The organism is Nocardia sp. NPDC004123, from assembly GCF_053603795.1.
Window position 1 is genome coordinate 190,505 of the sequence record NZ_JBSGGG010000016.1, and the last position, 18,275, is coordinate 208,779.

Here is an 18,275-nt window from a genome sequence, read left to right on the forward strand (position 1 = left end):
AAGTGGCGATTCCCGGGCAGCGTAGGACAGTTCCGCGAGCCGATCGTCACGCCTGCGCGGGACCCGCCATCCCCCGTCCGGGGGACAGGACGCGCAGGTAGTGCTCGACCTCGTGCTGAATCGCGGTCCGGCCGGGGCCCAGATATCGGCGCGGGTCGGAGAGGTCCGGGTGTGTCGCGAGGGTCGACCGGACCGATTCGGCCAGTGCGATATTCAGGCGGGTCGCGATATTGATCTTCGCCATGCCGTGCCGGACGGCCGCGCCCAGGCCGGCATCGGAGACCCCCGACGATCCGTGCAGCACCAGGGGGACCGGCAGTTTCGCGGCCAGGGCGGCGATCAGCTCGGTGTCCAGCACGGCATCGCGGGTGCGCATGGCGTGGGCGGAGCCGACCGCCACGGCCAGGGCGTCCACCCCGGTCGACGAGACGAAGGCGACGGCCTCGTCGGGATCGGTGCGCACGCCGGGGGTGTGGGCACCGTCCTTGCCACCGATCGCGCCCAGCTCCGCCTCCACGTGCACGCCCCGGTCGTGGCACCAGCCGGTGATGGCGGCGGTGGCCTCGACATTGGCGGCGTAGTCGAGGTCGGAGCCGTCGTACATGACCGAGGTGATGCCGAGTTCCACCGCCTGCGTGATCAATTCGCGGGAGGTGGCGTGGTCCAGGTGGACCGTGAGGGCGGCGGCGCTGTCGGCGGCCAGGTGCAGGCAGGCGTGCGCGAGCGGCTTCAGGCCCCGGTGGTAGTGGACGGTGTTCTCCGAAATCTGCAGCACCGCAGGACGATTCGCGGACTCGGCCGCGGCGGCGATGGCCTGGGCGTGCTCCAGGGTGATGACATTGAACGCGCCCAGCCCGCCGGGACGGGCGGCGGCGAGCAGTTCGGGGAGCGGCACCAGCGTCACGGGTGGGACTCCGGGATCAGAGCGGTGACCTGGACGGCCGGGGTGAGGCGGTCGCGGAGCGTCAGGTCGATCTCGCCCGCCACCGGAATCACCACGGCCGCCGCGGAGGTCGCGACGGCATCGGTGAGCAGGGCGGGCCAGTCCGGCTCGCCCGGGGCGGCCAGCGCGCGGATCACCGCGGCCGCGGCGGCATCGCCCGCGCCGGTCGGATTGCCCGCCAACGGTTCCGGCAGCGTCGCGGACCAGGCCCCGGACGGCGTCACCGCGACCACGCCGGCCGGGCCGCGGGTGGCGACCACGGCTCGGACACCGGCCGCCAGCAGTGGACCGGCGGCGGCCGCCACGGCCCGCGGGGTCTCGGCGACCACGCCGGTGAGACGTTCCAGCTCATCCTGATTGGGGGTGAGCACGACGCCCGGGACGGTGGCCGCGAGCTTCAGCGCCGGACCGTCGACATCGCACACGGCCGGCACGCCCGCCGCGACGGCCGTGCGCACCAGCTCGGCGGGCACCGCGTCGTCCACCCCGCCGGGCAGCGATCCGGAGATCACCAGCCCGCGCAGCTCGGGCAGCAGGAAAGCGACGCGATCCAGCAGCCGGTCCACGGCGTGCGGCTCGTGCACGTACGCGCCCGGCTCCCACAGGCCGGTGGCGGTGCCGTCGCGGGATTCGCTGACCACCAGGGTGCGCCGGACCCACGGCAGGGCGGGCACGAAGTCGGCGGGGAATTCGGCGGCCGCCGCCGCGGCGAAGGTGTGGTCGGCGAATCCCGTTGCCCGCACACAGCTGCCGAGCTGGCACAGGATGCGAGTGACGTTGATGCCCTTGCCGCCCAGGCGCTGCTCGACCGACAGCACCCGCTGGGCGCGCCCGCGTTCCAGGCGTTCGAGCCGGTAGGTCAGGTCGTAGGCGGGATTCATGGTGACGGTGAGGATCACGCCAGCCACCGTCCCCGCCGCAGCACCCGCCGCAGGTTCAGGTCGTCGTCGAGCACCACGGCGTCGGCGTACAGGCCGGGCCGCAGGTCGCCGACCTGATCCAGCCCGGCGGCGTCGGCAGGGGTGGAGGTGACGGCCGCGACGGCGTCGTACAGCGGGACGCCGCACTCGCGCACCGCCCAGCGCAGGCAGTGCAGCAGCGTCGCGGTGCCGCCCGCCAGCGAGCCGCCCGGCACCCGGGCCACGCCGTCGGTGACAGTGACGGGCCGCGGTCCCAGCCGGTACTGTCCGTCCGGCATGCCCGCGGCCTGCATGGCGTCGGTGACCAGCACCACGCGGTCGGGGGCGGCAGCGAAAACCAGTGCGCCGAAACCGGAATCGACGTGCACGCCGTCTCCGATGACCTCCACGAAGGCCTGCCGCTGGGCCGCCGCGACCAGGCCAGCCGCCACCGGCCCGGCCGCCCGATGATGCAGCGGCGGCATGCCATTGGCGAGATGGGTGACCAGGGTGGCGGACCCCTCCGGGCCCAGCGCCGCCCGGAAGCGGGCAAAGGTCGAATCGCTGTGGCCGACGGCGACCACCACGCCGCTGTCGGCCAATTGTTTGGCGGCGGTGTCGAATCCGGCACGTTCCGGGGCCAGGGTCATGACCCGCAGGCTGCCCTCGGCGGCCCGCAGCAGACGGTCGATCAGCGCGGGATCGGGATCGATGAGACAGCCGAGATCGTGTGCCCCGCAGCGGGTCCGGGACAGGAACGGGCCCTCGATGTGGATGCCGGCGATGGCCCCGTCGGCGGCCAGCATCCGCAGCACGGCGGCCTGGGCCACCATGGTGTCGGGCGCCGCCGTCACCAGGCTGGCCAGCACGCTGGTCGAGCCGTGCCGGTGATGGAACGCCGCGGCCGCGCGCGCCTCCGCCGGATCCTCGGTGTCGAAACGATGGCCGAAACCGCCGTGGGTGTGGATGTCCACCAGGCCGGGGACGATCGTGCCCGCGTATTCGGGCGGTAGTTCGCGGTGGGTCGTGGCCCATTCGGTGGCCGGTCGCACCGTGGCCACCCGCTCGCCCCGGATCGAGACGACACCGTCCTCCAGCACCCCCGCCCGGGTCACCACCCGGCCGCGTAATTCGAGTCCGCGCCGGCCGCTCATCGCAGTTCACCCGTCCGCGCCAGGTGGGCCGCACCGATCAGGCCGGCCCGAATACCGAACTCGCCCAGTGTGACCCGGGGGACGGGCGCCACCCGCAGCAGGGCGGTGAGCCGGGCGTGCAGGCCGTCGGTGAGGACCGCGCCCGCGCGGGCCAGGCCGCCACCGAGCACGATCAGCTCGGGGCAGCTCGCGTGCACGACACCGAGCAGGCCCGCGGCCAGCGCGTCGATGGCATCGTCTATTACCGCCCGGGCCGCCGGATCGGTATCTACCGCGCCGAAAACTGTTTCCGCGCCGGTGATTTCGCGGCCGGTGCTCGCGGCGTACGCGCGGGCGATGGCCGGTCCCGACGCGACGGTCTCGACGCAGCCGGTATTGCCGCACGGGCAGGGCAGCCCGTCGCGGTAGCGCACGGGGATGTGCCCGTATTCTCCTGCCTGCGCGAGGCCGAGCTGCCCGGCGGGGGCGCGCACCAGGCGGCCGCCCACCGACAGCGTGCCGCTGATGCCGGTGCCCAGGATCAGTACGCAGACATCGTCGAGGCCGCGGCCCGCGCCGAAGCGCCATTCGGCCCAGCCCGCAACGGTCACGTCGTGGTCGATGAGCACCGGCAGGCCCCAGCCGTCGGCGAAACGATGGCCCACCTTCACATTCCGCCAGCCGAGATTGCTGCTGAACACCGCGATGCCGCGATCGGAGTCGACCAGACCGGGCAGGACCACCGCCGCCCGCGCCACCCGTTGCCGGTCGCCCGGCGGCAGGACCGCCAGCAGCTCGCGGCCGAGCCGTTCGATGGCGTCGAAGGCGGCCTCGCCGTGCGGTGTCCCGATGGTTGCCGCACATCGGACGGCGCCGCCCGCATCGGTGATCTCGGCCTTGGTGGTGCCGCCCCCGACGTCCACGGCGAGCACCAGATCCGTTGCTGCGTCAGCCATCACGGCACACCCATCAGCTCAGGATGACCGATCGCGTCAGGTTGCGCGGCTGATCGGGGTCCAAACCCAGGTCGGCGGCCCGCAGCAGGCACAGCCGGTGCACCCGTACCAGCTCGGCCATGGGGTCGATGTCGCGCTGTTCGACATGCGCTCCGGTGGCGCGGATGTCGTCCGTGAGCCCGGGCGGCTGCGGGCCCAGCGCCCACACCGCGCGGCCGGGCCCGGCAATGCTGATGGGCCCGTGCCGGTACTCGGTGGACAGGTAGGACTCGGTCCAGGAGCGGCAGGATTCGCGCAGCTTCAGCGCGGCCTCGTCGGCGAGCGCGGCAGCGAAATCCATGCCCACGAAAGTGATCTGCTCGGCATGACGGATAACATTCAGCGCATCAGGGTCGGGGTCGGCCAGCACGGCCCGGGCCTGCGCGATCACCGGGTGCAGATCCTCACCGAGGTGCCAGCGCAGCAGCGCCAGCGTCGTTGTGGCGAACCGAGTTTGGACCACCGACCGCTCGTCCACCTCGTCGATGAGGATGGGGTCGGCCAGCTCCAGCACCGGCGTGGCGGGGCTGGAGCTGATGACCGTGCGCGGAATCTCCTCGGGCAGTGCGGAGATGGCGTCGAGCACCTCGGTGGTGGTGCCGGAGCGGCAGATCACCAGATAGCGGTCGTAGCCGCGGCCGATCCCCGCGAGATCGCGCAGTCGCGGATCACCCGCCGGCCAGGCGTCGGTGAGCCCCTGCCCGGCGCATTCGCGCAGTGCGGCGAAGGCGCGGGCCATGAACAGCGAGGTGCCGCAGCCGAGTACGGCCACTCGTTCGCCCGAGACGGGCAGCAGATGGCGGTGCGCGGTGGCGGTGGCTGCGGCGCGGACCCAGTCGTCGGGCTGGGTGGCCACCTCGCGGGCGAGATGGGATCCGGCGGCCAGATGGCTTGCGGGGACGGAGATTCGATTCGCCTCGGGCAGCACGTACCCAGGATCAACCCAGTGATCGTTCCTGTCAATTTTCCCGGTCAAACGATCACATTCGAGCAGACTTCGCGTTAGATTCGGACATACCGAATCGTTCGCTTCATTCATCATCCGCGATTCGCGTCGCAGGGTGTGCAGATTGAGGAGCCCTTGTCGTGAAACGTCCACTGCGCGGCGCACTTTCCTCGGTGGCGCTGCTGACCGGCCTGGTGCTGACGGTGTCCTCCTGCGGTTTCGGCGGGAGCAAATCCGACGACTCGGACCCCAATACGCTCACTTTCCTCGCGCCGACCTACAGCGACGCGACCAAGGCCGAGTGGGACGCCATCATCGCGGATTTCCAGCAGGCCAATCCAGATGTCAAGGTCAAACTCTCGATGGAGTCCTGGGATTCGATCAATGACGTGGTGCGCACCAAACTGCAGTCCAAGGGCACCACGCCCGACATCCTGAACATCGACGCCTATTCGACCTACGCCACCGACGGCCAGCTGTACCCGGCCACCGATATCGCCGACCCGGCGGTGATCGGCGACATCCAGCCCGGCTTCGCGAAGAACGCGTCCATCGACGGAACCCAGTGGGCGCTACCGCTTTTCGCCTCCACCCGCACGCTGTTCTACAACACCGAGCTGTTCGCCAAGGCGGGCATCGGCGCACCGCCCCGGACGTGGACGGAGCTCACCGACGACGCCAAGAAGATCCAGGCGCTCGGCGGCGTCTCGGGGTACGGGCTGCCGCTGGGCAGCGAGGAAGCCCAGGGCGAGACCTCCATCTGGACCTTCGGCGCGGGCGGCACCTGGTCCGACGGCGACAAGGTCACCGTCGACACCCCGCAGAACCTCGAAGGCGTGCGGGCCATGAAGGCCATCGTGGACGCCGGTGCGACCGAACCGAATCCGGGCGCCACCAACCGGCTCGACGTCATCAACGCGTTCATCCAGGGCAAGATCGGCATGATCGAGGGGCTGCCGCCGACCATCAGCCAGATCGCCGCCAAGAATCCGAGCCTGAAGTACGCCACCGCGCCCTCGCCGACCAAGACCGGCGACCCGTCCACCCTCGGTGTGGCCGACCACCTGATGGCCTTCAAGAAGGACGGCACCAAGGCCGCGGCCATCAAGAAGTTCCTCAGCTACTTCTACTCCGCGGCCGTCTACGCCAAGTTCGTCAGCGGCGAGCACTTCATCCCCATCACGACCAGCGGTGCGGCCGCGCTCACCGACGATCCCGTCACCAAGGCGTTCGCCGCCACCCTGCCGGTCGCCAAGTTCTATCCGAGCAACAACCCGAAATGGGGTGCCGCACAGGGCGCCATCCGGCAGCAGATGGGCACGATCGCGCAGGGCAGCGACCCGGCCTCGGTGCTGCAGAAGATTCAGCAGGCGGCGAGTTGAGGGGCGTCGCCTCCCATCGATCCACGGCCACGCTGCGCGCGTTGCCGTGGATCGGCCCTGTGCTGGTTCTGATCGCGGCGGTGGTGGCGTACCCGGCCGGGTACATGATCTGGACTTCGACCCGCGACCTGAGCGCCTACGGGACCGACCGCGGCCCGGCCGGATTCGCCAATTTCCGCAGGCTGTTCGCCATCGACGAGCTGCCTGCGATCCTGGCGCACACCGTGGTGTGGGTGGTGGCGGTCGTGGTGATCACGCTGGTGCTCTCGGCGGGGCTGGCGCAGTTCCTGAACAAGGACTTCCCGGGGCGGACGGCGGTGCGGCTGGCCATCCTGGTGCCGTGGGCGGCGTCGGTGGTCATGACGACCACCATCTTCGATTACATGCTGGATCCGGATGTGGGGATCGCCAACCGGTTCCTGGTCGATATCGGGGTGCTGGACCGGGGTTTCGGATTCACCAAGGAGCCGGGGCCGGCGTTCCTGGTGGCCATCGGGGTGGCGGTGTTCGTGTCCGTGCCGTTCACGACCTACACGATTCTGGCCGGGCTGCAATCGATTCCGTCCGATATCGACGAGGCGGGCCGCGTGGACGGGGCGAGTTCCTGGCAGCGGTACCTGTATCTGACACTGCCGCAACTGCGTCCGGCCATGGCGGTGGCGACGGTCATCAACATCATCAACTCGTTCAATTCGCTGCCGATCCTGCAGGTGCTGACCGGCAGCATCGCGGGCTTCTCGGCGGACACCACGACCACGTTGACTTTCAAGCTGATTCGGCAGAATCAGCAGGTCGCGACGGCGGCCGCCATGAGCGTGCTGAACTTCGTGCTGATCCTGGTGATCATCGCGATCTATGTGAAGCTGATCCGGCCCGCCGGTGAGGAGGCGCGATGACCCGGCGGCGGTGGGGGCTCACGGCTGTCGGCGCGGTGCTGGCGGCGGTGTTCCTGCTGCCGTATCTGGTGATGGTGCTCGGGTCGCTCAAGCCGCGTTCGGAGATCCTGCGGATCCCGCCGACCTACCTGCCGCGGCAGTGGCGGCCGGACAACTACGCCACCATGTGGCACACGCCGGAGACGCCGCTGCCGTTCAATCTGGTGAGCACCCTGGTGATCTCGGTGTTCGGGACGCTGCTGGTGCTGGTGGTGGCCATTCCGGCCGCGTATTACACCGCGCGGCGGCGGTTTCCGGGCAAGACGCTGTTCCTGGGTCTGGTACTGGTCACCCAGATGCTGCAACCGACCGTGCTGGTGACCGGCCTGCTGCGTGAGTTCTTCACCCTGGGCATCAACGACACCTGGCTGGCCATGATCCTGGTGAACGGCGCGTTCAATCTGTCGTTCGCGGTGTGGATCCTGCACAGCTTCTTCGCCGGGGTGCCGGTCGAGGTGGAGGAGGCCGCCCAGCTGGACGGGCTGAACCGCTGGCAGATCCTGACCCGGGTGAGCCTCCCGCTGGTGTGGCCCGGCATCGTCACCGCCACCGTGTTCGCCTTCGTCTCGTGCTGGAACGAATTCGCCGCCAGCCTGGTCATTCTCACCACGCCCGAGAATCAGCCGCTGTCGGTGGCGCTCACCAAGTTCGTCGGGCAGTACGACGTGGCTTGGCAATATGTGTTCGCCATCTCTACCGTCGGCATCGTGCCCGTCGTGATTCTGTTCGCGCTCATCGAGAAGCGCCTGGTCGCCGGCCTCACCGCCGGCAGCGTCAAATGACCGCTCCCGCGGACCGTTCCCGGCGCTGGAATCGCCTGCTGGAACTGGTCGCCGATGCCGGCCGCCTCTCGGTCGAGGAGGCCGCCGCCCGCCTCGGCGCCTCCCCCGCCACCATCCGGCGCGACTTCACCGCCCTCGCCGACCAGGGCCTGGCCACCCGCACCCACGGCGGCATCGTCGCCACCGCCGTCGCCTACGACCTCCCCGCCCGTTACCGCGGCAGCGCCGACGAGCCCAAACAGCGCGTCGCCGAACACGCTGCGGCCCTGATCGATCCGGCCGAAGTGGTGGCCCTCAACGGCGGTACCACCACCACGGCCGTGGCCCGCGCCCTGGCCGCCCGCCCCGACCTCCCCACCTCCACCGACCACGAACTCACCATCGTCACCAACGCCCTCAATATCGCCGCCGAACTGGTCCTGCGCCCCCACCTGCGCACCATCTGCCTCGGCGGCCTGGCCCGCCGCGAATCCTACGAACTCCACGGCCCCCTGGCCGCCCTGGCCCTGGCCGAATTACGCCTGGACACCGTGATTCTCGGCGTCGGCGCGATCTCCGCCGAGGGCGGCGCCCAATGCCGCCACCTCGACGAGGCGGGCATCAATGCCGAAATGGTCCGCCGCGCCCACCGCGTCATCGCGGTCGCCACCGCCGACAAACTGGACCGCACCGCCCTCGCCCGCATCTGCCCCATCGACGCCATCCACATCCTGGTCATAGACCGCGAAGCCGCCCCCGCCGCCCTCACCCCCATCCGCGACGCGGGCATCGAGGTCCACCTGGTCTGAGCGGCGAAGGCGCTCAGCGGGATCGGGGTCGTAGCCCGTCGAGGATGATCCCGGCGATTCGCGCCGAGCTGGACTGCGCGCCGGCATGCTGGATCGCGGCGAAGGCGCCCGCGACCAATGCCATCACCTCGTCGACCGTGACGTCCTGCCGCACCGCACCCGCCGTCTGCGCCCGCTCGAGCAGATCGCCGACATGGCGGGTGAGATCCGCCGCCACCTGCGGTGCGGCCATCCGCAGGTCGAATTCGGCGGCGGCGAGTGCGCTCTTGACCGTCGCATTCTCGACGCCGTTGGCCATCATCAGCGACAACAGCGTGAATAGCGCTGCGGGGTCCTCCGATGTCGCCAGCACCGCCGCCTCGGCCACCAGTTGTTCGATCTGATCGATCGAGACAGCCAGATACAGCGCCTCTTTGGTGGGAAAGTGCCGATGGACCGTACCGGGACCCACCCCCGCTTGCCGCGCGATTTCATCGAGCGAGATGCCGAGCCCTTCCTGCGCGAACAGCTGCTGCGCAGTCCGCAGCACGCGTTCCCGATTGCGGCGGGCATCGGCGCGTAGCTCGCGATCGCTACCTCGAGTGGCCGATGCATCGGACGGAATGCGTTGGGGCGGTTGGCGTGACATATCGGCCCTAGCATAACCGGGTCGCCGCCCCGTATGCTGAGCGAACAAGCGGGGCGGCGCACCGTTTATTCGAATGTGTTGCCGCTCATCGTGTTCCGATCTACTGCCTGGGGAGGGTGGAATCATGACCACACAGGACGCCGGTGCCGTCGTGCGGCAGATGCAGGAGTGCTTCAACGCCAGGCAGTTCGACCGGGCAGCTGACCTGCACACGCCGGACTGCTTCAGTCATCCGCTCGGTACCACGGGATTCGAGGCGGGAAAGAGTGCCTGGCGCAGTCTTGTTGCCCAATTCCCCGACATCCGTGTCGTTGCCGAGGATGTACTGGTCGACGGCGACCGCGTGGCCGTCCGCTCGTCCATCGAAGGAATCCCAGTCCCGGGCGATGGCCCGGAACCGATGATGATCGAGATCTTTCGCCTCGACAACGGACGGATCGCGGAGAACTGGGCGCTCGGACAGGGAATGCCGTACAGCGCGGAAACCCTGGCCGAGGTAGCGGTCGAGACCGACCGGGACTAGTTCGGGCGCAGTACGACCAGGCCCGGGACTGTGGTGAGGTATTGGGTCAGGGGGGTGTCGACGACCTGGTTGTTGGCGGTCAGGGAGGAGGCGTTGCGGAACATTGGGCCGTTCGGGGTGGTGATGAAGATGCCCACGTGGGAGACGCCGAGGCCGGCGTCGGGGGTGTAGGCGCCGAGATAGTCGCCGGTGTGGAGGGCGGTGATGACGGCGTTGTCGAAGGAGCGGCTGGGGATGTAGGTGATGTTGCGGTCCACCACGGGGATGCCCGGAAGGTAGTTGCCGCCTTCGGCTTTCGCGTTGAGGTGTTTGGTGACGGTGACCGCGGCGGGGGTGAGGGTGGGGGTGATGTCGGTGGCGGCGATGCGGTTGACTGCGGCCCAGTCGGTGAAGAAGTGCTTGCGGCGGGTGAATTCGACCCGGCCGTCGGCGTAGCGGGTGGCCACCAGGTTCTGGATGAAGTCGGCGCGGGTGGTGGAGCGGCTCAGGGCCTCCACGTAGTCGAGGTAGGTGAAGCAGTCGACGCGGCGGAAGTCGATGACCAGCTGCTCGGGCTGGGTGGCGGAGCCGATGAGCATGTTCGCGCGGTAGGGGGTGCCGAGGAAGCGGCTGGAGAGCTGGGCGATGGCGTCGGTCCGGGTGCCCGTGATCGAGTTGCGCACGGCGAGCAGCTCGTCCAGCTGTTGCGAGGTGGCCTCGTCGAGCGCCGGGTCGGCAGGGACGGCCATGGCCTGGGAGGGCAGCAGAGTCAGCGCGGAGACCAGCGTGACCAGCATCAGCAGGATTCGGGTGACTGTGCGCAAAACCCCTCCATCGGAACGAGACGTGCAGATCGAACCTAACAGCCGATTCCTGTCCCAGACAATCCTTTCGCCGCGCCGAATACCTGCGTAAGCTGCGCGGCATGATCGCGACCCAGTCGCCGCAGCAGCGCATCGTGGAACTGCTCCTCCCCGAATCTACCGTCGTCCACGGCTATCTCGATGTGCTCGGGGCGGAGACGCCTCCGGTCAAGGGCATCGGGCAGGCCGCCATGCGGGTGCCGCTCATCTCCCGCATCTACGAACCCATCTGGCGCGAGTTCTTCCGGCTCGCCATGGGACGCAATGCGGTCGGCGTGCGCCGGGAGAAGCAGCGGGCGGTGGACTCGCTCGGGCTCGTCGAGGGCGCGCTGGTACTCGATGTCGGTTGCGGACCGGGGCTGTTCACCAGGGCTTTCGGCCGGGCGGCGGGGGATTCGGGCCTGGCCGTCGGGCTCGATGCCTCGGAGTCGATGCTGGCGGAGGCGGCGCGCACCAATGCGGTTGGACCGGTTGGTTTCGTGCGCGGCGATGCGGGCCGCCTGCCCTTCGCCGACGGCGCCTTCGACGCCGTGGCCTGCTTCTTCGCGCTGCACTTCTTTCCCGACGCGGAGGGCGCGCTGGCGGAGATAGCCAGGGTGGCCAGGCCGGGCGGGCGGATCGCGGTGACCGCGCTGGCCCACCCGCCGGTGCTCGACTTCCCGCTCTTCCGCGGCGTGGCCGGCATCGGGGGCGCGCGCAGCCTCGGCTACCACGTCGTGCCGGATATCCTCACCGCCGCGGGCTGCGAGGTGACCGGCCGGAATTCCTCCGGCGCAGTGCAATTCGTGACGGCCGTCAAGCGCTGAGCCACGAACGGCGAGGTCAGCCGAGCAGCCCGCCGAACATGCCGCCCGACTGCCCGGCCTCCTGACCGCCGCCGGTGCCACCGATGAAACCGCCGGGCGGCAGTTCGGAGGGCTGCACGATGACGAAGCCGCGGCCCGAGAACGACAGGGTCAGGCCCTCGCCGGTGCTGCGGCCGATCAGGCGGCTGAAACCGAAGGAGTCATTGCGCTTGATGCCGGTCTGCAGGCTGGACGACCAGGCCACCGCGGCCTGCGGATCGGCGTAGGTCGGCTGGTCGACATTCAGGACCACCGGGGAGCCGTGGGTGGTGATGGCGATCCGGCCGCGACCGGTGAAGACGCAGTTGAAGAAGCCCGCATTGCTGGCGTAACCGGCCGCGCCCTGGACCCTTTGGATGTTGTAGGACAGCGTGGAGTCGAAGGCCAGTACGTTCGCGCCATTGATGGTCAGGCCGTCGGTGCCGTCCAGGTCCACGATGTGCACATCGGAGGCGGCATTGGCCAGGAACAGATCTCCGCGCCCGGACACCTGCATGAGCGGCACGCCCTCACCGGTGAGCCGCTGCTGGATCGCCCGCCCGATCCCGCCCGACCCGAGCGCCTTGAAGTGCAGCTCGCCCTGATAGGCCACCATCGATCCGGCCCGCGCCAGGGTCTCCCCGTCGACGGCCACCCGGATCATCTTGCTGCCCTGCTTCTGAATGCCGTAACCGCTGACCTCGGCATGATTCGGATGGAACAGCTCGCTCTGCACGGACGGAACTCCTTGTGGCGCGGAATGATTCGGGACGGGGGCCGCGGGCGGATAGGGCGGCGGCGCGAAAGACTGCGGGGCCATGGGCATCTGCTGCGGCGCGGCCGGCGGCTGGAATTGCTGGGCCGGCAGGGTGGGCGGCAACGGCATCGGCTGCGCGGCGGGATTGGGTTGTGTCCGCGAGTATTGCGCGGGTTGCGGCTGCTGGGGTGGCGCGGCAGGTTGCGGCGGGAGGGCCTGCGCCGGAAGCGTAGGGGCAGGCGGGGCCTGCACCGGCGGCTCGGGATCGTCATCGATGGTCACGCCGAAGGCTTCGGCCAGTCCGGCCAGGCCGTTGTCGTAGCCCTGGCCGACCGCGCGCACCTTCCAGGCGTCGCCGCGTCGGTAGATCTCCACACAGACGACGGCTGCCTCGCTGGTCAGACCGTTCATCGGGAAAGTCAGTGTGCCCGCGGGGGATCCGATGGCGGCGGTGAGCGTCCCGGCGGCGGCGAAGGTGGCGGGCCCGCTGCCGTCGAGGCTGGCGGTGATGGCGACCCGATCCACGTCGGCGGGCAGGGCGGAGGTCTGGACGTCCACCATGTCCCCGGCGCCGCGGCCGTGCCGGTAGACCACGCCGGGACCGACCGGTTGGTTGAAGAAGATGAAGTCCCCGTCCGACCGCACCCGCCCGTTCGCGCCCAGGAGCAGCGCGGACACATCGACTGCGGCGGAGCAGGTTACGGTGACCGTCATCCGGTCGGCGGGCGCGGGCCGGTTCTCCCCGCGGGCGAGCGCCGTCACCGCGGCCCCTCACCGGCGGCGCGGACCTGTTCGGGCAATAGGCGATTCACAGCCTCCAGTGTCCTGAATGTCCGAATCAATGGCCATCCGGGTATTCCCCCAGGTATTGCCGCGCTCAGTCGCCCGGCCGCTGGAAGGCGGGGAGCGCCGGGATCAGATTCGCCGCGAAATCGCGGATACGCTGCGGCGGAAAGGCTTCGGGCGCGGCCAGCACCAGTCGCCCCGCCTCCCAGAACAGCGCGAACAGGGTGCGCGCGGTGAGCTCCACATCCACCGCCGCCCGCCGCTCGGCCGGAACCGCCTCGCGCACGAAGGTTTCCAGCGCCGCGATGAACGCCTGCCGCGCGCGCTCCAGCCGGCGCCGGAAGGTCGGAGTGCTCGAATCGACGAGCTGGAAGACCGCCCGCCACCGATCCGGCGCGGCCTGCACCGCGGTGAGGAAGCGTTCCAGGCTCTCGGTGGCGGCACGGCCCGGATCCCCGGCGGAGGCCAGCGGCACCGCGGTCGCCAGCTCCGCGAGCGCCGCGGTCTCCTCGCGGTCCAGTGAGGCGCGCAGCAGTGCGTCCGAATCCTCGAACAGGCTGTAGACGACCGGCCGGCTGACCCCGGCCGCCCGGGCCACGGAGTCGATGGACACCCGGTGAATGCCCTCCCCGACAATGACCCGGAGCACCGCGTCGAGGAGTTGCTCCCGTCGCTGCTCGGGTGCCATCCGAGGTGCGTAGGCGCGGTTTCGGCGCTCGGCCACGATTCACCTCTCTGCTTCGGAGCTGCCTTGACATCTGGATCTGTCGAGCAAATACTACAGTCAGTGTAGCTACAGTTACTGTAGCTTTGTTGGCTCGGCGGACCTCTAGGCGGTATCCATGACCACTGCGCACTCCCCGTCCGCTCCCGGGTTCTTCGCCGGGCTGCTGGATCCGGCGAATCGGGCCGATCCCTATCCGCTGTACGACCGCATGCGCGAGCACGGGCCGGTGCGGCTCGGGGGCGGGCCGGTGGTGGTGCTGACGTCGTATCGGGATTGCGCGGCGGTGCTGCGGCATCCGGGGGCGGTGGTGGAACGGCGGCATGCGTCGCTGCCGCTGGGGCCGACGCCGACCTACGATCTCGCGGGGGAGCAGGCCGGGCAATTGGCGGGGACGATGTCGTTCCTGTTCCGGGACGCGCCCGATCACACGCGGTTGCGGCGGCTGGTGGCCAAGGCGTTCACGCCGGCGGTGGTGCGGGGGATGGCGCAGCGGATCACCGCGATCGCGGACGCCGCCCTCGATCGGGCCGCCGAGCGCGGGCGGCTGGATATGGTGGCGGATCTCGCGTATCCGCTGCCGATCACGGTGATCTGCGAACTGCTCGGGGTGCCGATCGAGGACGAACCACGTCTGCGGGAGTGGTCGTCCATGCTGGCCCGCACCCTCGACCCGGTGTCGGGGACCGCCACTTCCGGCCGCCCCGACCCGGTCGAGCTGGTGCGGGCCAACAACGAATTGCACTCCTACTTCGAACAATTGGCGCGTGAGCGACGCCGGCGGCCCGGGGACGATCTGCTGTCCGCGCTCATCGCCGCCGAGGAGTCCGGGGACGCGCTGTCCCACGAGGAGCTCATCGCGACCTGCGGGCTGCTGCTGATCGCCGGGCACGAGACCACGGTGAACCTCATCGCCAATGCCACTCTGGCACTGCTCGATCACCGTCATCACCTGGCGAATCTGCGCACTGCCGGATCGTTCGCGGGTCCGGTGATCGAGGAGACCCTGCGCTACGATCCGCCGGTACAACTGGTTCCGCGCATCGCCCGCGAACCGATTACCTTGCCGGGCATCGAGATCGCGGCAGGCGACATGATCATCATGCTGCTCGCCGCCGCCAACCGCGATCCGGAGGTCTTCGCGGAGCCCGGCCGTTTCGATCCGGCCCGCGAGAACCGGCACCTGGCCTTCGGTCTCGGCCAGCACTTCTGCCTGGGCGCACCGCTGGCCCGGCTGGAGGCCGATATCGCCCTCACTCGATTCGCGCGGCGCGTGCGCGAACCCCGGCTCGACTGCGAGCGTCCGCCGTACCGGGAACACGTCACGCTGCGCGGACCGGCCGCGATCCCGTTGTCCTACACCGAGATTCTGGCCGCTAGCGGCGATTCATGAGAGCGCTCAGGGCATCGGTGCCGGTGGTGCGGGAACCGCCCGCGAAGGCCAGCCCGGCCAGCGAGCGTTCGGCCGCCTCGGCATGGCCCGCACCGCAGGCGTCGGTCACCACGATGGGCAGGTAGCCGAGGTCGGTGGCGTGCCGCACCGTGGGTTCGATGCCGACCTCCATGGCGATGCCCGCCACCGCGAACGCGCCGATTCCCAAGTCCCGCAGGGCGATATCGAGCGGCGTCCCGGCGAAGGCGGACATGGTGATCTTGTCGAAGACGACCTCGTCGGGACTCGGGGACAGCTCGGGCACCAGTTGGTACTGCGGCGAGCCCTGCGCGAATGCGGCCCGCACGTCGGCCGGATCGTCCACGTGCTGCCATTCCATGGCGGTACGCAATTGCGAAATCCCCGCCGCCGCCGGCGGAATCGACATATGGCGGGTGTAGAGGACGCGGAAACCGTTCGCCCGCGCCGCATCCCGCAACCGCACGCAGGACTTCACGATGCTCTCGCCGTCGGGCAGCTGCCCCACGATGCCGACCTGCATGTCGTAGATCAGCAGCGCCATGCGTTCCGGGTGGCAGACGTCCTCGACGGTCTGCGGAATGGTCAGGCCGTAGGCTTGTCGCATGACGGCCTCACCGGGTGCGGTCGTAGGGTTCCGCGACATCCACCGAGGCGTCCATCAGCGCCTCGATCGGCAGCGGCGCCGTGACCGGCACATACGTCCACTCCAGGAACCCCTTCTTGGTGAGCGGGAAGTCGTTCACGTACCGCTGGGCCTCCTCGACACTGTCGACCTCGAACACGATGACCACCCCCGGCTCATCGGCGCGGGCATAGTTCTCCCGCACGATGCCCGCCTTCCACAGCCGCCACACATTGGCGACCTCCTCGGGCAGATACGGGGTGATGGTCTCCAGCGTGACGCCGGGCTTGAATCGATCGAATGTAATGACCTTCATGGGAATTCATGAAAGTCCCATGATTACAGTGTTACAAGAACGCACTTTTCGGTAAGTACCGGAGGCGAGATGCCGGCGAAGCGCTATCACTGCCCGGTCGAGGTGACCGTCGATCTGATCGGGGGCAAATGGAAGGCGGTCATTCTGGCGCACCTCAAGGAGGGAGTGCGGCGGTACGGGGAGTTGCGGCGGCTCATGCCGGACACCAGCGAGAAGATGCTGGTTCAGCAGTTGCGGGAGCTGGAGTCCGATGGGCTGGTGCGGCGCACGGTGTTTCCCGCCGTCCCGCCGCAGGTGGAGTACGACCTCACCGACGAGGGGTGGAGTCTGGTCCCGGTGTTGACCGCGCTCTACGAGTGGGGTGAGAAGCGGAGCGCGCGAACGGGTCTCGTCATCGAGACGCCGTGACGTGCCCCGCGTCCGGGTTCGTCAGGCGGCGCGGTCGGTGCGCTCGGTGTGGTCCGGTCCGATGCCCTCCGCCTCGCACTGCGCCCGGTGCATGGCGCACCGGTATTTCGGCCCCGGCTTGATGAAGGCGGGGTCCAGCCGCTGGGCGAAGGTGAGGTTGTCACGCCGCCAGCAATCGATGCACACCGGCTCCTTCATGGCGTCCTCCTCGGTCATCGCTCGCGAAAGGTATGCGCGAGAGGGATTCCCATCCCCGGCCTGATTCGGATATACCCTCGGCAACTCTTCCATAACGGATGCGGCCAAATAGCCGACCGGTCGGTTGCCTATTCGTGGTCGGGGGAGCGCCGGAGGCAGGCGATCAGGCCGCCCAGGATGACCACGTAGACGATGACATAGCAGTTCAGCAGGATCTGCGCGATCGGCCAGGACGGCGGGAACAGGAACCAGCCGACCACCACCCAGCGATCGGTCCAGTGGTAGGCCCAGGCGCCGGTGGTCAGGTAGAGGAAACCGGCCGCCGACCACCAACGCGGTTCCGACGCGGCACGGTTGATCAGGTAGACGAACAGCGGCAGGAACCAGACCCAGTGGTGGTTCCAGGAGAACGGGGACACCGCGCACGAGGTCAGGCCCGCGGTGGTGACGGTGAGCAGTTTCTCGCCGCGGCTGTAGAGCGCCGCCGCGAGCAGCAGGCCGCCGACCGCGACCGGCACGGCGATCAGCAGCCACAGCCACTGCGGCACCTGATGACCCGAGAGGTGGGCGATCGCGCCCCGCAGCGACTGATTGGCCGGCTGGGTGTCGGGGGCGATGCGGTCCGACTGGAAGAACGTCCTGGTCCAATACTGCTTCGAATCGGACGGGAGGACGGCGCCGGCGACCAGGATCGTCATGACGAAGGTGGTCGCGGCCACCACGGCCGCCCGCCACTGCCGCAGCACCAGGAACTGCGCCACGAAATACAGCGGCACCAGTTTGATGCCCGCGGCCAGCCCGGTGCCCAGGCCGCGTAACCGGCTGCCCTCCGGGCGCGAGAAGTCCCAGAGGATCAGCGCCATCAGGACGAGGTTGATCTGGCCGTAGTACAGCGTGGTGCGCACCGGCTCCAGGAACATGGCCGTCGCCGCCAGCAGGGCGCTGATCCCGGCGAGCCGCCAGGTGAGGCGGTGGCCGAGTACCCGCCAGCACAACAGGACACAGCCGTAGAGCACGCAAATGTTCAGTGCCAGCCAGGAATTCGTGACGTAGCCCCACGGCACCATCAGGATCGGCAGGAACATCAGCGTGGAGAACGGCGTGTAGGTGTAGGACAGGCCGCGATGCGTCGTCTCGGTGTAGAGCGGATGGTCGTGGTAGATCTTCCACGCGCCGTCCCGGTAGACGTGGACGTCGAAGCCGCCTGCCAGAAAACCCACCTGGTCCAGCCACGGATCCACGGTCGCGAAGATCAGCACCAGCGACAGTGCCGCACCGAAGGCCAGCACGATCAGCGTCGACCTGCGCCACGGCGGCGGTGGCCCACCGGAATCCGCAATGACAGCACCGTCGTTCGTCCTTGCACCGATCAACACCAAACCCACCTCGGATGTGCGATACACACTGCCGGGCTCGAGAAATGCTGAACA

The 18,275-nt window shown here is 69.2% G+C and carries 21 protein-coding genes; 8 read left to right on the forward strand and 13 right to left on the reverse strand.

Translation table 11 applies throughout. The features are described 5' to 3' along the window. Positions 1-46 precede the first annotated feature (46 nt). Genes ACWEQQ_RS24330 through ACWEQQ_RS24350 form a run of 5 tightly spaced genes read right to left on the reverse strand, consistent with a single transcriptional unit; the run spans position 47 to position 4,898 of the window. On the reverse strand, positions 47-904 hold the full coding sequence (locus tag ACWEQQ_RS24330; protein WP_452349808.1) for a class II fructose-bisphosphate aldolase: 858 nt from the start codon (positions 902-904) through the stop codon (positions 47-49). Further along, a complete protein-coding gene (locus ACWEQQ_RS24335; protein WP_452349809.1) occupies positions 901-1,842 on the reverse strand; it encodes a hexose kinase in 942 nt (313 codons plus the stop codon). Before ACWEQQ_RS24335 ends, ACWEQQ_RS24330 begins: the two co-directional genes overlap by 4 nt. Beyond that, positions 1,839-2,996 (reverse strand): N-acetylglucosamine-6-phosphate deacetylase, encoded by a 1,158-nt coding sequence (locus ACWEQQ_RS24340; protein ID WP_452342926.1) that lies wholly within the window; start codon positions 2,994-2,996, stop codon positions 1,839-1,841. The genes ACWEQQ_RS24335 and ACWEQQ_RS24340 overlap by 4 nt, the downstream gene beginning before the upstream one ends. Continuing rightward, on the reverse strand, positions 2,993-3,931 hold the full coding sequence (locus ACWEQQ_RS24345) for an ROK family protein (RefSeq protein WP_452349810.1): 939 nt from the start codon (positions 3,929-3,931) through the stop codon (positions 2,993-2,995). Before ACWEQQ_RS24345 ends, ACWEQQ_RS24340 begins: the two co-directional genes overlap by 4 nt. A gap of 13 nt (positions 3,932-3,944) precedes the next feature. Continuing rightward, positions 3,945-4,898 (reverse strand): SIS domain-containing protein, encoded by a 954-nt coding sequence (locus tag ACWEQQ_RS24350; RefSeq protein ID WP_452349811.1) that lies wholly within the window; start codon positions 4,896-4,898, stop codon positions 3,945-3,947. Between the two features lie 158 nt (positions 4,899-5,056). On the opposite strand from ACWEQQ_RS24350, the gene ACWEQQ_RS24355 reads away from it, so the two are divergent. Genes ACWEQQ_RS24355 through ACWEQQ_RS24370 form a run of 4 tightly spaced genes read left to right on the forward strand, consistent with a single transcriptional unit; the run spans position 5,057 to position 8,803 of the window. Then, positions 5,057-6,298, forward strand: a complete 1,242-nt coding sequence (locus ACWEQQ_RS24355; RefSeq protein WP_452349812.1) for an extracellular solute-binding protein — start codon at positions 5,057-5,059, stop codon at positions 6,296-6,298. Positions 6,299-6,357: 59 nt separating this feature from the next. Continuing rightward, entirely contained in the window at positions 6,358-7,194 is an 837-nt protein-coding gene (locus tag ACWEQQ_RS24360) for a carbohydrate ABC transporter permease (RefSeq protein WP_452349813.1), read from the forward strand. Next, positions 7,191-8,015: a carbohydrate ABC transporter permease gene (locus ACWEQQ_RS24365; protein ID WP_354841645.1), complete on the forward strand. Its 825-nt coding sequence runs from the start codon at positions 7,191-7,193 to the stop codon at positions 8,013-8,015. Before ACWEQQ_RS24360 ends, ACWEQQ_RS24365 begins: the two co-directional genes overlap by 4 nt. Continuing rightward, on the forward strand, positions 8,012-8,803 hold the full coding sequence (locus ACWEQQ_RS24370; RefSeq protein WP_452349814.1) for a DeoR/GlpR family DNA-binding transcription regulator: 792 nt from the start codon (positions 8,012-8,014) through the stop codon (positions 8,801-8,803). The genes ACWEQQ_RS24365 and ACWEQQ_RS24370 overlap by 4 nt, the downstream gene beginning before the upstream one ends. A gap of 13 nt (positions 8,804-8,816) precedes the next feature. Here ACWEQQ_RS24370 and ACWEQQ_RS24375 read toward each other — a convergent pair whose 3' ends face one another. Next, positions 8,817-9,431 (reverse strand): TetR/AcrR family transcriptional regulator, encoded by a 615-nt coding sequence (locus ACWEQQ_RS24375; protein ID WP_452349815.1) that lies wholly within the window; start codon positions 9,429-9,431, stop codon positions 8,817-8,819. Between the two features lie 124 nt (positions 9,432-9,555). On the opposite strand from ACWEQQ_RS24375, the gene ACWEQQ_RS24380 reads away from it, so the two are divergent. After that, positions 9,556-9,954: an ester cyclase gene (locus ACWEQQ_RS24380; protein WP_452349816.1), complete on the forward strand. Its 399-nt coding sequence runs from the start codon at positions 9,556-9,558 to the stop codon at positions 9,952-9,954. Here the strand turns inward: ACWEQQ_RS24380 and ACWEQQ_RS24385 are convergent. After that, the gene (locus tag ACWEQQ_RS24385; RefSeq protein ID WP_452349817.1) at positions 9,951-10,757 is read right to left on the reverse strand and encodes a DUF1460 domain-containing protein; all 807 of its coding nucleotides are present in this window, start codon (positions 10,755-10,757) and stop codon (positions 9,951-9,953) included. The two genes, ACWEQQ_RS24380 and ACWEQQ_RS24385, sit on opposite strands and share 4 nt — an antisense overlap. A 101-nt stretch (positions 10,758-10,858) precedes the next feature. On the opposite strand from ACWEQQ_RS24385, the gene ACWEQQ_RS24390 reads away from it, so the two are divergent. After that, positions 10,859-11,602 carry a class I SAM-dependent methyltransferase gene (locus ACWEQQ_RS24390; protein WP_452349818.1) on the forward strand — a complete coding sequence of 248 codons (744 nt, stop codon included), beginning with the start codon at positions 10,859-10,861 and terminating at the stop codon, positions 11,600-11,602. 16 nt (positions 11,603-11,618) lie between these two features. Here ACWEQQ_RS24390 and ACWEQQ_RS24395 read toward each other — a convergent pair whose 3' ends face one another. Both ACWEQQ_RS24395 and ACWEQQ_RS24400 read right to left on the reverse strand, forming a co-directional pair. Continuing rightward, complete coding sequence (locus ACWEQQ_RS24395; protein ID WP_452349847.1) at positions 11,619-13,091, reverse strand: AIM24 family protein; 1,473 nt, start codon at positions 13,089-13,091, stop codon at positions 11,619-11,621. Positions 13,092-13,254: 163 nt separating this feature from the next. After that, a complete protein-coding gene (locus tag ACWEQQ_RS24400; protein WP_452349819.1) occupies positions 13,255-13,851 on the reverse strand; it encodes a TetR/AcrR family transcriptional regulator in 597 nt (198 codons plus the stop codon). A gap of 154 nt (positions 13,852-14,005) precedes the next feature. Between ACWEQQ_RS24400 and ACWEQQ_RS24405 the strand changes: the two genes are divergently transcribed. After that, positions 14,006-15,280: a cytochrome P450 gene (locus tag ACWEQQ_RS24405; RefSeq protein WP_452349820.1), complete on the forward strand. Its 1,275-nt coding sequence runs from the start codon at positions 14,006-14,008 to the stop codon at positions 15,278-15,280. Here ACWEQQ_RS24405 and ACWEQQ_RS24410 read toward each other — a convergent pair. Then, on the reverse strand, positions 15,264-15,905 hold the full coding sequence (locus ACWEQQ_RS24410; protein WP_452349821.1) for a cysteine hydrolase family protein: 642 nt from the start codon (positions 15,903-15,905) through the stop codon (positions 15,264-15,266). The genes ACWEQQ_RS24405 and ACWEQQ_RS24410 overlap by 17 nt on opposite strands. A gap of 7 nt (positions 15,906-15,912) precedes the next feature. Next, positions 15,913-16,239 carry a YciI family protein gene (locus ACWEQQ_RS24415; RefSeq protein WP_213557582.1) on the reverse strand — a complete coding sequence of 109 codons (327 nt, stop codon included), beginning with the start codon at positions 16,237-16,239 and terminating at the stop codon, positions 15,913-15,915. Between the two features lie 69 nt (positions 16,240-16,308). On the opposite strand from ACWEQQ_RS24415, the gene ACWEQQ_RS24420 reads away from it, so the two are divergent. Then, positions 16,309-16,647 carry a winged helix-turn-helix transcriptional regulator gene (locus tag ACWEQQ_RS24420; protein WP_354841679.1) on the forward strand — a complete coding sequence of 113 codons (339 nt, stop codon included), beginning with the start codon at positions 16,309-16,311 and terminating at the stop codon, positions 16,645-16,647. Between the two features lie 21 nt (positions 16,648-16,668). On the opposite strand, the gene ACWEQQ_RS24425 is transcribed toward ACWEQQ_RS24420, so the two are convergent. Both ACWEQQ_RS24425 and ACWEQQ_RS24430 read right to left on the reverse strand, forming a co-directional pair. Next, positions 16,669-16,863: a hypothetical protein gene (locus ACWEQQ_RS24425; RefSeq protein WP_452342940.1), complete on the reverse strand. Its 195-nt coding sequence runs from the start codon at positions 16,861-16,863 to the stop codon at positions 16,669-16,671. Positions 16,864-16,973: 110 nt separating this feature from the next. Beyond that, a complete protein-coding gene (locus ACWEQQ_RS24430; RefSeq protein ID WP_452349822.1) occupies positions 16,974-18,221 on the reverse strand; it encodes a glycosyltransferase 87 family protein in 1,248 nt (415 codons plus the stop codon). Positions 18,222-18,275 lie beyond the last annotated feature (54 nt).